This is a genomic window from Enterobacter cloacae complex sp. IR5401 (assembly GCF_049238425.1).
Lineage (GTDB): Bacteria > Pseudomonadota > Gammaproteobacteria > Enterobacterales > Enterobacteriaceae > Enterobacter > Enterobacter hormaechei_C.
The window spans coordinates 140,548-153,671 of record NZ_JBMKHN010000010.1 but is presented as its reverse complement, the minus strand read 5'-3'; the positions used below and the strand labels follow the sequence as shown (position 1 = coordinate 153,671).

Below are 13,124 nucleotides of genomic sequence, written 5' to 3'. Positions count from 1 at the left end.
GCGCACTAAGACCGCACGAATATAATGGTGGGTTAACGCCAAACGAATCAGAAAACCGATACTGGAAAAACTCTAACGCGGTGGCCAGTTTTTGTTGACCACTTCACTGCTGCTGCGATTTCCAGAATACGCTGACGTTTTTGGCGAACGATTTCCTGTACTTCGGCAGTGATTTCCAGCTTCAGAAGTTCAGACGCTGCCGCTATGGCCTCTGTACGCTCTTGCTCAAGCAGACTCGTCGGTTTGAACATGCTCACCTCGAAGAAAGGCGAAGATTGATAATGGTTGCAGGCCTGAGGATTGAGGATGTAACCGTTGTCCAGGTAAGCTGCCGCCTTAGTGATTACCAGCGGGAACACCTCATTGAAGATGATGGTGGTGCTGACTTCGGACAAGGCTGCTTTTTCCGCTTGCGTGATACGTTCGTCATAAAGACGCTGGATGAGGGATGTTTGCTCTTTAGTTAGTTTCATTAATAATGCGCTCCTTTGCTTTAAGGATTTTGTTCAGATTGATGGATTTGCAGCACTTACAGCGGAATGGGCTATCGGTGCTGGTGGCGGTTTCGCTGAGAAAATACTCGTCGCGATGATGGATAAGTCCGCTTTTTTCATACTCATTGAGATGCAGATGGGCGTTGTTGTAACCCCATCTCTCCACGTACTCTTCAAAGGTGAAGACGTGATGTTGCTGGTGTTCCAGCCAGAGAAGGAAGCCGATTCGTTTCGGTGTCTGTGGTAGGCCCAGTAGCTTAAGCCGCGATTTGCACGCGTGCCATGTGGTGTGGTCAACCTTGCCGCGCAGACGTGCGGAGTCCGTTACGTCGATTGACGCTAAGTTTTTATTTTCCAAATAATGATTTCCTGATGGTAATAAAAAACCCGCAAGCGGATTGATCCAGCCTACCAAGGAGAAGAGGCAGAAACTGGCACCTGCGGGATTTTATGTGTTTCGGTGGGATGTCGGGGAAATCTTTCCCTTAATTACATAATAACACGAATCATTCTCATTTGTCAAGATATTTTATCTTTTGATATTAAAATCAATAATTTAATCCATGGCAAGCGGCGACATACTTGATGAGAGAAACACTTTGTGTGCCATAATTTATAAAAGTAGGGGGAGAATCCCCCACTGCACTTACAGGAGAGTTGATGGGAGTTTAGTCCCAGCAAATGCCATCAACCACTGGAAGTAAATTCGTCACAGTGAACTTGTGGGTGTATCGCTGGGTTTGCCCTTCCCCACTATGCTCATGTCCGACCACCTTCTGAACTGGCGTAAGCTCGTTAGTTTTTCGCGCTTCAGTAATAAATGTGTGGCGAAGGCTGTGCACAATGCGGCGAGCGCCGTAATCATTGAGATAAGGGATCTCAAGAGTCTCACGAACATCATGGAAGAAGTGGGTAATCTGGTTGAAGTTAGTAAGTTCAGGAAAAAGAGAATCGTCAGCAGAGAACCCCTCTACGTAGTCCATAAATCCAAGATCAAGCAGATGAAGTGATAGCGGTACTTGCCTCGTACCTGCTTCAGTTTTGGTATCATCAATCATGATGTAGTAACGCTGGGAATCATCATCAAGACGAACATCAGAACGCTTTAATTTGGCTATCTCTGCCCGGCGTGCGCCAGTATAGGCAAGAAGAAGAGGTATCCACTTTTTCCAACCTGAGAGAGATTTGAAATGGGCCACCAACTTTCGCATTTCTGTTGCACTGTAGTCACCGTAACTTTTACTCTTGGCCTCGTATGGAACGTTAAGTGTCGGCGAAGTTGCCAGCACATCCATTTCAGATGTTAGGTAGGTAGAGAACAGCCCTTGACACAGTTTCAGATAATCCTTAACCGTCTTCGGGGACACAAGGTCTTCTTCGGGAACTTCATCCAGATCTAAACATTCGCGAACCGTCATCTTGTTGTATGGCTTCATGTTCTGACGGGGTAGACCCTCCACCACTTCGAGCAAATGTTTGATATCGCGGCGGGTGATTTTGTCCACTGGCGTATCAGCCCCCAGTACTTCCCTGATAACCGTGAAGTACTTTTCGTTCCCCTTCCGAATCTTCGGATTCCAATCTGATTTGAACACCAGAAAACCATCCCATGCTTTTTGCAATGTCATCGCTGGCGCAGGCTCTTCAACCACTGCGGCAGGTGCAGGAATTTGCGGTTTCATTTTGGTAAGGATCTCATGGTACTTCGAGAAGTCTTTACTCAAGAAGGCTTCATTGGCCTGCTGGGATTGGTGCAGAAGAATATCGTACTTGGACGCTGCGGCGGCAATGGCACTTTCCATGCCCGTAATGTCGAAACGCCGGGCCAGAGACTCAAGGAAAATTGATTCTGTTGGTGATTCCTCGCCGCTGTCGTAAAGCTCCTCATAGAACTCTTGGAAGAATTTAGCGAATGCCTTCGCTTCATCTGTGGAAAGCACTGGAATCGTACTTCCGCTAAGTTTTCGCTGGCGCGGGGCTGCGGGAAGATCTTCAACATAGCCGTAAATCTCAGCGGTCTGCTCTGCTACAAAAGCATCAATGTCATGCTGGGAAAGTTTTTTCATTGTTCGGATGATTCTCTGCAACTGGTCGCGGTGAATGGTACCAGATCGCAAAAGGGTGAAGAATGGCGTTAGCCGGGAGATCAGGAACTGGCATCGGCGCGGACTATCTGTACCAAGCGAGCAACGGAAAAATTGATTATCAGACAATCTGAGGTAGGCGTAAAAAATGCCGTTACGCTGAAGCGTATGAGGTAGGTAACAATCGTTGATGTATCCCATTCTGTATCTCATTTATGCTTCTAAGTGCCTGAGATACATCAACTTATTGTTTTAGAAGAAGTTGAAGCTGACCGATAAGCCGGGTTCTGTCGTGGACAGTCATTCATCTAGGCCAGCAATCGCTCACTGGCTCAAGCAGCCTACCCGGGTTCAGTACGGGCCGTACCATGTGAACCCCTATTTGGCCTTGCTCCGGGTGGAGTTTACCGTGCCACGGACTGTTACCAGCCGCGCGGTGCGCTCTTACCGCACCCTTTCACCCTTACCTGATCCCGCTTGCGCGGGCCATCGGCGGTTTGCTCTCTGTTGCACTGGTCGTGGGTTTCCCCCCCAGGCGTTACCTGGCACCCTGCCCTGTGGAGCCCGGACTTTCCTCCCCTCCGCCCGTCTCCCCCGAAAGGGACGACGACGAAGCGGCGACTGTCTGGTCAGCTTCGGCGCGCAGTATAGAGGGTTTGCGCGTCGCTGTCACCCCTGGCTACGCATGCCTACCTGCAATGTGGCCGCGATATTCCGCGAGGCGCGGTAAATGTTGTCATACGCGCCCTGGAACGCCTCTTCCAGTGAGCCGATGCGGGTCAGTACGCTGAACACCGCATCGATGCCGTACTGATGCACCACACCCACATCCTGCGTCAGACTTCCGGCAATCCCTATCACTGGCTTATGGTATTTTTTGGCGACGCTCGCCACGCCGACGGGCACTTTGCCATTTATGCTCTGGCTGTCGATGCGCCCTTCCCCCGTCAGCACCCACGTGCAGTCGTGAATATGTTCTTCAAGATTGAGCGCCTGAGTGACAATCTCAATGCCGCTTTTCAGCTCTGCGCCCAGGAAGGCCATCAGCGCCGCGCCCATGCCGCCCGCCGCTCCTGCCCCCGGAACCCGGTTGACGTCAATGCGCAGCGTTTTTTTGATCACTTCGGCATAGTGGCTAAGACTGGCGTCGAGTTCGAGGATCATCTCCTCCGTGGCGCCTTTTTGCGGTCCAAAGATACGCGACGCGCCGCTTTCACCGACCAGCGGATTCGTCACGTCACAGGCGACACGGATTGCGCACCCCTGAAGACGCGGATCGAGATCCGAAATATCAATCCGGTTAAGCGCCATCAGGCTGCCGCCGCCGTAGCCGATCTCCGTCCCGTTCGCATCCGTAAACTTCGCGCCCAGCGCCTGCATCATGCCTGCGCCCCCATCGTTGGTTGCGCTCCCGCCGATACCGATAATGATGTTGCGCGCGCCTTTATCCAGCGCGCGGAGGATCAGCTCCCCCGTCCCGCGCGACGTCGTGACCAGCGGGTTACGCTGCGCGGGAGGAACAAGCACCAGGCCGCTGGCGGCGGCCATCTCGATAAACGCGGTGGTACCGTCGCCCGAGATCCCCCAGCTGGCCTTCACCTTTTCCCCTAACGGGCCGGTGACGACAGCCTGCTGCCAGGTGCCCTGCGTAGCGGCGATCATCGCTTCAACCGTACCTTCTCCGCCGTCAGCAACGGGAACAGACACGTAATGAGCGTCGGGGAAAATTTCCCGAAATCCTTTTTCTATCGCCTGCGCCACCTCAGTGGCAGACAGGCTTTCTTTATAAGAGTCTGGCGCGATTACGATTTTCATAGTTGTATGCCTGAGCCGTAGGCCCGGTAAGCGTAACGCCACCGGGCGGGACGTCATTAGCGAGCAATTTCAACCTTCGCCAGCTTTTCGTAATAGCACGCCAACGCGCTGTGATCGGCGGTGCCCAGACCGTCCACACGCAGCGCCTGCATCATCTCCATGACGGCGGCAGTCAGCGGCAACTGCGCGCCCACGCCGTGGGAGGTATCCAGCGCATTCGCCAGATCCTTAATGTGCAGATCGATGCGGAAGCCCGGCCTGAAGTTACGATCCATCACCATCGGCGCCTTGGCATCCAGCACGGTGCTGCCCGCCAGACCACCGCGAATGGCCTGATAGACCAGATCCGGATTAACGCCCGCTTTGGTGGCCAGCGTCAGCGCTTCGGACATGGCCGCGATGTTCAACGCCACAATCACCTGGTTTGCCAGCTTGGTGACGTTGCCTGCGCCAATTTCACCGGTGTGCACCACGGAGCCAGCCATGGCTTTCATCAGGTCGTAGTATTTGTCAAACACGGCTTTATCGCCCCCCACCATCACCGACAAGGTGCCGTCGATGGCTTTCGGTTCGCCGCCGCTGACTGGCGCATCCAGCATCTCCACACCTTTCGCTTTCAGCGCCTCGCTGATTTCGCGGCTTGCCAGCGGTGCGATAGAGCTCATGTCGATCACCACCAGACCCGGCTTCGCGCCGTCGATAATGCCGTTCTCACCCAGCGCCACCTCTTTCACGTGCGGGGAGTTTGGCAGCATGGTGATAATCACGTCGCACTGCTCAGCAATCGCTTTTGCGGTTGTCGCCGTTTCTGCGCCAGCCGCAATCACCTCTGCCACCGCGTCTGAATTACGATCTAAAACCACCAGTGAGTAACCTGCTTTGATGAGGTTTTTGCTCATTGGTTTGCCCATGATACCCAGGCCAATAAAACCCACTTTCAGCGTCATAATCTGTTTCCTCAATGATGGTTATTTTTTAAAAGCGTCCGCTAATTTCTGCGTGGCGGCGCGGAATACGCCGAGATCGCTGCCCACGGCGACAAACGTTGCGCCCCACTCCAGGTAGCGGCGGGCATCGGCTTCCACTGGCGCCAGAATGCCGCACGGTTTACCGTGCGCTTTGGCACGGGCAAAAATGTGCTGAATTGCGCGCTGCACGTCCGGATGGCTGGCGTTGCCCAGATGACCAAAGGCGGCCGCCAGATCGCTCGGGCCGACGAAAATGCCGTCTACCCCCTCCGTCGCGGCAATAGCGTCGACGTTATCGACCCCCTGCTGGCTCTCGATCTGAACCAGAATGGTGATGTTCTTGTTGGACTGGGCGAAATAGTCCGGCACGGTGCCAAACATGTTGGCGCGGTGCGAGACGGACACGCCGCGGATCCCTTCCGGTGGATAGCGGGTCGCCGCCACGGCCAGCACCGCTTCTTCTTCCGTTTCAACAAACGGGATCAGGAAGTTGTAGAAGCCGATATCCAGCAGACGCTTGATGATCACCGGCTCGTTGGTGGGTACACGCACCACCGGCGCGCTGTGGCTGCCTTTCAGCGCCATCAGCTGCGGAATAAACGTGTTGATATCGTTTGGCGCATGTTCGCCGTCCAGCACCAGCCAGTCGAACCCGGCCAGGCCCAGCACTTCGGTGCTGATGGGGTTGGCCAGCGCAGACCAGCAGCCAATCTGAATCTGGTGCGCCGCGAGGGCCGCTTTAAACTTATTCGGGAAGATGTCGTTACTCATTACTTATACCTTTTTTAATTCCGCAGTTTTAGCCAGTAGCTTTTCTTATTTATTCCGACTCAGCGTCAGCGTTATATTTATTTTCCTGACTGAATTTTGGCGTTATAAAATCGTCATTCAGTATAATCGTCACCACCCGGCAATACATTGTTTCAATGCTCAATTATCCAACGGGAGTAGCACGCTATTTTGAGCATATGCCCAATGCAGTGGGCGCTGATGCACAGAATCAACGATTAGTGGTTCGGGAGCGATCGCGATCACATTCTCACCTTTCCTCTCCTGACATTCTTTATTTCCTCAATAAGAAACAATTAACCATCTGGCTATATTTAGTATCAGATATTTTGCTGGAGAAGAGTGAACAATGGCCGATATTGAAATTCGACAGGCGTCGCCGACGGCGTTCTATATAAAAGTGCACGATACCGATAACGTGGCGATTATTGTCAACGACAATGGCTTAAAAGCTGGCACCCGCTTTCCGGATGGCCTGGAGCTGATTGAGCACATTCCGCAGGGGCATAAAGTCGCACTGGTCGATATTCCGGCGCAGGGCGAAATCGTGCGCTACGGCGAAGTCATCGGCTATGCGGTGCGCGCTATCCCGCAGGGTAGCTGGATTGAGGAGTCGCTGGTTGAGCTGCCCACCGCCCCGCCGCTGGAGACGTTGCCGCTGGCTACCCGCGTCCCTGAGCCGTTGCCTCCGCTGGAGGGTTATACCTTCGAAGGTTACCGCAATGCGGATGGCAGCGTGGGAACCAAAAACCTGCTTGGCATCACCACCAGCGTGCATTGCGTGGCGGGCGTAGTGGATTACGTTGTGAAAATTATTGAGCGCGATCTGTTGCCGAAATACCCCAACGTTGACGGCGTGGTGGGTCTTAACCACCTGTACGGCTGCGGCGTGGCGATCAACGCGCCGGCAGCGGTCGTGCCGATCCGTACGATTCACAATATCGCCCTTAACCCAAACTTTGGCGGTGAGGTAATGGTGATTGGTCTCGGCTGTGAAAAATTGCAGCCAGAACGCCTGTTGCAGGGTACTGAGGATGTGAAAGCCATTCCGGTTGACGATGCCAGTGTTGTGCGTCTTCAGGATGAACACCATGTCGGCTTCAGATCGATGGTCGACGACATTTTACAGGTGGCAGAGCGCCATCTGGAGAAGTTGAACAAACGCCAGCGTGAAACCTGCCCGGCCTCTGAACTGGTCGTTGGGACACAGTGTGGCGGCAGCGATGCGTTTTCCGGCGTCACCGCTAACCCGGCGGTAGGTTATGCCTCCGATCTGTTCGTGCGCTGCGGCGCCACGGTGATGTTCTCCGAAGTCACCGAAGTACGTGATGCTATCCACCTGCTCACGCCGCGCGCCGTCAACGAAGAGGTGGGCAAACGCCTGCTGGAGGAAATGGCCTGGTACGATAACTATCTCGACATGGGCAAAACTGATCGCAGCGCCAACCCGTCTCCGGGTAACAAGAAAGGCGGCCTCGCGAACGTGGTGGAAAAGGCCCTCGGGTCGATTGCCAAATCCGGCCAGAGCGCGATTGTGGAAGTGCTCTCCCCTGGCCAGCGACCAACCAAACGCGGCCTGATTTACGCGGCAACGCCTGCCAGTGATTTCGTTTGCGGCACCCAGCAGGTGGCTTCCGGCATTACGGTACAGGTCTTTACCACCGGGCGCGGCACGCCGTACGGCCTGATGGCGGTACCGGTGATCAAAATGGCGACCCGCACCGAGCTGGCAAACCGCTGGTATGACTTAATGGATATCAACGCGGGCACCATCGCCACCGGGGAAGAGAGTATTGAAGAGGTGGGCTGGAAGCTGTTCCACTTCATTCTGGATGTGGCAAGCGGGCGGAAGAAAACCTTCTCCGATCAATGGGGATTGCATAACTCGCTGGCGGTGTTTAACCCGGCGCCGGTGACGTGATTGTCCCTCACCCTGCCCTCTCCCCACCGGGGAGAGGGTAAAAAACCGCACCGAGCAGTCCCCTCTCCCCTATGGGGCTGAGGGTTCCCCACAAAATAATGCCTGCACAGACGGCCCCCTCTCCCTTGAGGGAGAGGGCTGGGGTGAGGGGAAACATACGGCTCTGGTGGTCATTCCGTTCACTTTATGTTCCTTGCTACTCTGTCACGACATGACCGGTGAACGTGCCAGGGTGGCTCAGTCGCCACCACCCTGGCGACCCGGGCTTCCGGCGGTAAATCGCCGCTTCGCGGTGCCTTCGGCTTATTCCTTCCGGCTTATCGGGGACGGGCGGAGGTAACATCCCTGTAAAGCCCGCCCTCTCGGCGCATCCCTGCGCCTCGCCCCGGCCTACAGGAAACGCCTCAGCGATTTACAGCCGGACCGAGGCATCGCTGAAAGCCCTCAGTTATTCTGAGGCAACGTTATAGTTTTTGCTTTCAAATTACTGGGGAACCCTCTCCCCTATGGGGAGAGGGTTAGGGTGAGGGGAAAAGCCTCTTTAGACCAGCACCACATCGATCCCGCTTTTGCGTAACCCTTCCAGGCTTTCCGCAGGAATGCCTTCATCAACGATAATCATGTCGATTCGATGGGTATCAATAATTTTATGCAGGCTTGAACGATTAAACTTGCTGGAGTCCGTGACAACGATAATACGCTCCGCCACCTCGCACATTTTGCGGTTCAGACGGGCTTCATCCTCGTTATGCGTACTCACCCCCCGGTCGAGATCGATGGCATCGACGCCCAGAAACAGCAGGTCAAAATGGTAATTCTGTAAGGACTGCTCCGCCTGGTCGCCGTAGAAGGACTGTGACTGACGGCGCAAATGCCCGCCGGTCATCAGCAGCTCTACGCCTTCCGCTTCCAGCAGCGCGTTTGCCACGTTCATCCCGTTGGTCATGGCAATGACATCGGTGTGCTGGCGCAGCATGCGGGCAATTTCAAAGGTCGTGGTGCCGGAGTCCAGAATAATGCGGTGACCCGGCTTCACCAGTTCAACCGCCGCCTGCGCGATGCTGCGCTTCACTGCCGTATTAAGGGAACTTTTGTCCTCAACGGATGGCTCCACGCCGGGGGCATTGCCTTCGCAAATCAGCGCGCCGCCGTAAGCGCGAACGGCAATCCCCTGCTTTTCCAGAAAGGCCAGATCGTTACGGATCGTCACCGTCGACACGCCGAATAAAATAGAAAGATCGTTAACCTGCACGCTTCCCTGCGCCCGCAACCGCTGAATGATCTGCTCTCGCCTTTCACTGGTGCCGGTGATGCGCTTCTCTGCGGATGAATCGGTGCTGCTCATACGAGCTCCTTAGTAAATAAACTTTCGTTTCATTTCGTTTTTCTTATTAACGCCTTTCTTTTGAGGGAATGCAAGCCCTGTATGGTAGGCGGACGCAAGCTTAATCGCCGCTGAAACCTTTCATTATGTTTCTTTTGTGAAACAGATCGGAAAACTATTATCTTTCGTTTTATTTTTACATCACCATAATGCAGTATCAAATGAAACAAAACGAAAGATGAATACCAACACCATCCGAAATGGAGAGGAAAGTGAAACATCTGACAGAAATGGTGGAACAACATAAACGGGGGAATACAAACGGGATTTATGCCGTCTGTTCCGCACATCCACTGGTACTTGAAGCTGCAATACGTTACGCCCATTCACAACAGACGCCTCTGCTGATTGAAGCCACCTCAAACCAGGTGGATCAGTTTGGCGGCTATACCGGTATGACGCCCGCCGATTTTTATGGGTTTGTCTGCAAGCTGGCGGGATCCCTCGGTTTCCCCACCTCACAGCTGATCCTTGGCGGCGATCATTTAGGTCCAAACCGCTGGCAAAACCTGCCAGCTTTGCAGGCGATGGCGAACGCCGACGATCTGATCAGAAGCTACGTGGCGGCCGGATTTAAAAAATTCACCTCGATTGCAGCATGTCCTGCGAAGACGACCCGGTTCCTTTAACCGATGCAATCGTTGCCGGGCGTGCCGCTCGGCTGGCTAAAATTGCCGAAACCACCTGTCTCGAGCAATTTGGCGTAGCCGATCTGGTCTACGTTATCGGCACGGAAGTTCCGGTTCCCGGTGGGGCACACGAGACGCTGACCGAGCTTGAGGTCACCACGCCAGAGGCGGCACGCGCCACGCTTGAGGCACACCGCCACGCATTCGAGAAGGAAGGGTTAAGCGACATCTGGCCGCGCATTATTGGCCTGGTCGTTCAGCCTGGCGTTGAGTTCGACCATGCGCACGTTTGTGACTATCAACCGCATAAAGCCGTCGCGCTGAGCAAGATGGTTGAAGCCTACGACACGCTGGTATTTGAAGCACACTCTACCGATTACCAGACGCCGCAGGCGCTGCGCCAGTTGGTGAAAGATCACTTCGCCATTCTGAAAGTCGGCCCTGCGCTAACCTTCGCGCTGCGCGAAGCGCTGTTCTCACTGGCAGCAATTGAAGAAGAGCTGCTGCCGGCAAAAGCCTGCTCAGGGCTGCGTCACGTCCTGGAAAACGTGATGCTCGATCGCCCGGAATACTGGCAAAGCCACTATCACGGCGACGGCAATGCCCGTCGCCTGGCCCGCGGTTACAGCTATTCCGACCGCGTGCGCTATTACTGGCCAGACAGCCAGATTGACGACGCCTTTGAGCGGCTGGTACGCAACCTGGCGGATGAACCGATCCCGCTGCCGCTGATCAGCCAGTATCTGCCGTTGCAGTACAGCAAAGTTCGCGATGGTGCTCTCAGCTCCACACCACGGGAACTCATCCTCGACCACATTCAGGACATACTCCATCAGTACCATGCCGCCTGCGAAGGCGTAACGACTCAACACGCATAATTAAAAAGAGGAAAACGCTATGCCAAACATTGTCTTATGCCGCATTGATGAACGCCTGATCCACGGTCAGGTGGGCGTACAGTGGGTGGGGTTTGCGGGGGCGAACCTGGTGCTGGTGGCAAATGACGAGGTTGCAGACGATCCGGTTCAGCAAAACCTGATGGAGATGGTGCTTGCGGAAGGCATCGCCGTGCGTTTCTGGTCTCTGCAAAAAGTGATCGACAACATTCATCGCGCCGCCGACCGGCAGAAAATTCTGCTGGTCTGTAAAACACCGGCTGATTTTTTAACGCTGGTCGAGGGCGGCGTGCCCATCACCCGTATTAACGTCGGAAATATGCATTACGCCAGTGGCAAACAGCAAATTGCCAAAACGGTATCTGTAGACGCGAACGATATCGCCGCGTTTAACGGCCTGAAGGCGGCCGGAGTGGAATGCTTCGTTCAGGGCGTTCCAACAGAGACTGCTTTGGATCTCTTTAAACTGCTCTGAGGGATTCACAATGGAAATCAGTCTGTTGCAGGCTTTCGCGCTGGGGCTTCTCGCCTTTATAGCGGGCCTGGATATGTTTAACGGCTTAACACACATGCACCGTCCAGTGGTGCTCGGGCCACTGGTTGGCCTGATTCTGGGCGATTTGCACACCGGAATTCTGACCGGCGGTACGTTAGAACTGGTCTGGATGGGACTCGCGCCGCTGGCGGGCGCGCAGCCGCCAAACGTGATTATCGGCACCATCGTTGGCACCACATTTGCCATTACTACAGGCGTGAAGCCGGATGTCGCCGTTGGGGTCGCCGTGCCGTTTGCCGTGGCGGTTCAGATGGGGATCACCTTCCTCTTCTCGGTGATGTCCGGCGTGATGTCCCGCTGCGATCGCATGGCGGCTAACGCAGACACCCGTGGTATTGAACGGGTCAACTATCTTGCACTGCTGGCGCTCGGCGTCTTCTACTTCCTGTGCGCATTTCTGCCCATCTACTTCGGCGCTGAACATGCGAAAACCGCCATTGACGTGCTGCCGGAACGTCTGATCGACGGTCTCGGCGTCGCGGGCGGCATCATGCCAGCGATCGGCTTCGCCGTGCTACTGAAGATCATGATGAAAAACGTTTACATCCCTTACTTCATTATCGGCTTTGTCGCCGCGGCCTGGCTGAAACTCCCGGTGCTGGCGATTGCCGCGGCTGCACTGGCGATGGCGCTGATCGACCTGCTGCGCAAATCGCCTGAACCCACGGCGCCTGCGGCCCAGAAAGAGGAATTTGAAGATGGCATCTAATCACACCACCCTGCCGGGCGTGTCTGAAAGTGAAGAGACACTGCTGACCGGCGTGAATGAAAACGTCTACGAAGATCAGAGTATTGGCGCTGAGCTAACGAAAAAGGATATTAACCGTGTCGCCTGGCGTTCCATGCTGCTACAGGCCTCGTTTAACTACGAGCGTATGCAGGCCTCCGGCTGGCTGTATGGGCTACTGCCCGCGCGAAAAAGATCCACACCAATAAGCGGGACCTGGCGCGCGCCATGAAAGGCCATATGGGCTTCTTTAACACCCACCCGTTCCTGGTGACCTTCGTCATCGGCATTATTCTGGCAATGGAGCGTTCCAAGCAGGATGTGAACAGCATCCAGAGCACTAAAATTGCCGTTGGCGCACCGCTCGGTGGCATTGGTGACGCCATGTTCTGGCTGACCCTGCTGCCCATCTGCGGGGGGATTGGCGCCAGCCTGGCGCTACAGGGATCCATTATTGGCGCCGTGGTCTTTATCGTTCTGTTTAACGTGGTGCATCTCGGCCTGCGTTTTGGTCTGGCGCACTATGCCTACCGAATGGGTGTCGCCGCGATCCCGCTGATCAAGGCCAACACCAAAAAGGTTGGTCATGCTGCGTCCATTGTCGGAATGACAGTGATTGGCGCGCTGGTGGCAACCTATGTGCGCCTGAATACCACACTCGAGATTAAAGCCGGGGATGCGGTCGTCAAACTGCAAACCGATGTGATCGACAAACTGATGCCCGCCTTTCTGCCGCTGGTCTACACCCTGACCATGTTCTGGCTGGTACGCCGTGGCTGGAGCCCACTGCGCCTGATTGGTATCACCGTGGTGCTGGGCGTTGTCGGTAAATTCTGTCACTTCCTGTAAAAAGCAAAGAGG

General features: G+C 54.8%; 10 protein-coding genes, 1 other RNA gene and 2 pseudogenes. 5 read left to right on the top strand and 8 right to left on the bottom strand.

The window, feature by feature from the left end; genetic code table 11:
- Positions 1–47: 47 nt before the first annotated feature.
- The 7 genes from ACOTX1_RS15965 to garL all read right to left on the bottom strand — a co-directional run bounded on the left by ACOTX1_RS15965 (position 48) and on the right by garL (position 6,132).
- Positions 48–473 (bottom strand): hypothetical protein, encoded by a 426-nt coding sequence (locus ACOTX1_RS15965; protein ID WP_421766830.1) that lies wholly within the window; start codon positions 471–473, stop codon positions 48–50.
- Positions 460–852 carry a hypothetical protein gene (locus tag ACOTX1_RS15960; RefSeq protein ID WP_003844871.1) on the bottom strand — a complete coding sequence of 131 codons (393 nt, stop codon included), beginning with the start codon at positions 850–852 and terminating at the stop codon, positions 460–462. The genes ACOTX1_RS15965 and ACOTX1_RS15960 overlap by 14 nt, the downstream gene beginning before the upstream one ends.
- Before the next feature lie 310 nt (positions 853–1,162).
- Positions 1,163–2,779, bottom strand: a complete 1,617-nt coding sequence (locus tag ACOTX1_RS15955; protein ID WP_226859570.1) for a tyrosine-type recombinase/integrase — start codon at positions 2,777–2,779, stop codon at positions 1,163–1,165.
- A gap of 59 nt (positions 2,780–2,838) precedes the next feature.
- Positions 2,839–3,215, bottom strand: an RNA gene (gene rnpB / locus ACOTX1_RS15950) — RNase P RNA component class A.
- A gap of 32 nt (positions 3,216–3,247) precedes the next feature.
- Entirely contained in the window at positions 3,248–4,393 is a 1,146-nt protein-coding gene (garK, locus tag ACOTX1_RS15945; RefSeq protein ID WP_003862672.1) for a glycerate 2-kinase, read from the bottom strand.
- Positions 4,394–4,449: 56 nt separating this feature from the next.
- A complete protein-coding gene (garR, locus tag ACOTX1_RS15940) occupies positions 4,450–5,340 on the bottom strand; it encodes a 2-hydroxy-3-oxopropionate reductase (protein WP_003862674.1) in 891 nt (296 codons plus the stop codon).
- A 21-nt stretch (positions 5,341–5,361) separates the two neighbouring features.
- Positions 5,362–6,132 carry a 2-dehydro-3-deoxyglucarate aldolase gene (gene garL / locus ACOTX1_RS15935; protein ID WP_003862676.1) on the bottom strand — a complete coding sequence of 257 codons (771 nt, stop codon included), beginning with the start codon at positions 6,130–6,132 and terminating at the stop codon, positions 5,362–5,364.
- Positions 6,133–6,499: 367 nt separating this feature from the next.
- On the opposite strand from garL, the gene garD reads away from it, so the two are divergent.
- Positions 6,500–8,071, top strand: a complete 1,572-nt coding sequence (gene garD / locus ACOTX1_RS15930) for a galactarate dehydratase (protein WP_023314892.1) — start codon at positions 6,500–6,502, stop codon at positions 8,069–8,071.
- 541 nt (positions 8,072–8,612) lie between these two features.
- On the opposite strand, the gene ACOTX1_RS15925 is transcribed toward garD, so the two are convergent.
- Complete coding sequence (locus ACOTX1_RS15925) at positions 8,613–9,416, bottom strand: DeoR family transcriptional regulator (RefSeq protein WP_023314893.1); 804 nt, start codon at positions 9,414–9,416, stop codon at positions 8,613–8,615.
- A 251-nt stretch (positions 9,417–9,667) separates the two neighbouring features.
- Between ACOTX1_RS15925 and kbaZ the strand changes: the two are divergent.
- From kbaZ to agaE, 4 genes and pseudogenes are all read left to right on the top strand, one after another.
- A pseudogene (gene kbaZ, locus ACOTX1_RS15920) lies at positions 9,668–10,962 on the top strand (tagatose-bisphosphate aldolase subunit KbaZ).
- Positions 10,963–10,981: 19 nt separating this feature from the next.
- The gene (gene agaV / locus ACOTX1_RS15915) at positions 10,982–11,455 is read left to right on the top strand and encodes a PTS N-acetylgalactosamine transporter subunit IIB (protein ID WP_003861728.1); all 474 of its coding nucleotides are present in this window, start codon (positions 10,982–10,984) and stop codon (positions 11,453–11,455) included.
- 10 nt (positions 11,456–11,465) lie between these two features.
- Entirely contained in the window at positions 11,466–12,245 is a 780-nt protein-coding gene (gene agaW / locus ACOTX1_RS15910) for a PTS N-acetylgalactosamine transporter subunit IIC (protein WP_003861730.1), read from the top strand.
- Positions 12,235–13,112: pseudogene (gene agaE, locus ACOTX1_RS15905) on the top strand (PTS N-acetylgalactosamine transporter subunit IID). The gene agaW and the pseudogene agaE overlap by 11 nt, the downstream one beginning before the upstream one ends.
- Positions 13,113–13,124: the final 12 nt, after the last annotated feature.

Coding starts and splice junctions, on each gene's coding strand:
- ACOTX1_RS15965 (WP_421766830.1), bottom strand. CDS start 473: ATGAAACTAACTAAAGAGCAAACATCCCTCATCCAGCGTCTTTATGAC.
- ACOTX1_RS15955 (WP_226859570.1), bottom strand. CDS start 2,779: ATGGGATACATCAACGATTGTTACCTACCTCATACGCTTCAGCGTAAC.
- garK (WP_003862672.1), bottom strand. CDS start 4,393: ATGAAAATCGTAATCGCGCCAGACTCTTATAAAGAAAGCCTGTCTGCC.
- garR (WP_003862674.1), bottom strand. CDS start 5,340: ATGACGCTGAAAGTGGGTTTTATTGGCCTGGGTATCATGGGCAAACCA.
- garL (WP_003862676.1), bottom strand. CDS start 6,132: ATGAGTAACGACATCTTCCCGAATAAGTTTAAAGCGGCCCTCGCGGCG.
- garD (WP_023314892.1), top strand. CDS start 6,500: ATGGCCGATATTGAAATTCGACAGGCGTCGCCGACGGCGTTCTATATA.
- ACOTX1_RS15925 (WP_023314893.1), bottom strand. CDS start 9,416: ATGAGCAGCACCGATTCATCCGCAGAGAAGCGCATCACCGGCACCAGT.
- agaV (WP_003861728.1), top strand. CDS start 10,982: ATGCCAAACATTGTCTTATGCCGCATTGATGAACGCCTGATCCACGGT.
- agaW (WP_003861730.1), top strand. CDS start 11,466: ATGGAAATCAGTCTGTTGCAGGCTTTCGCGCTGGGGCTTCTCGCCTTT.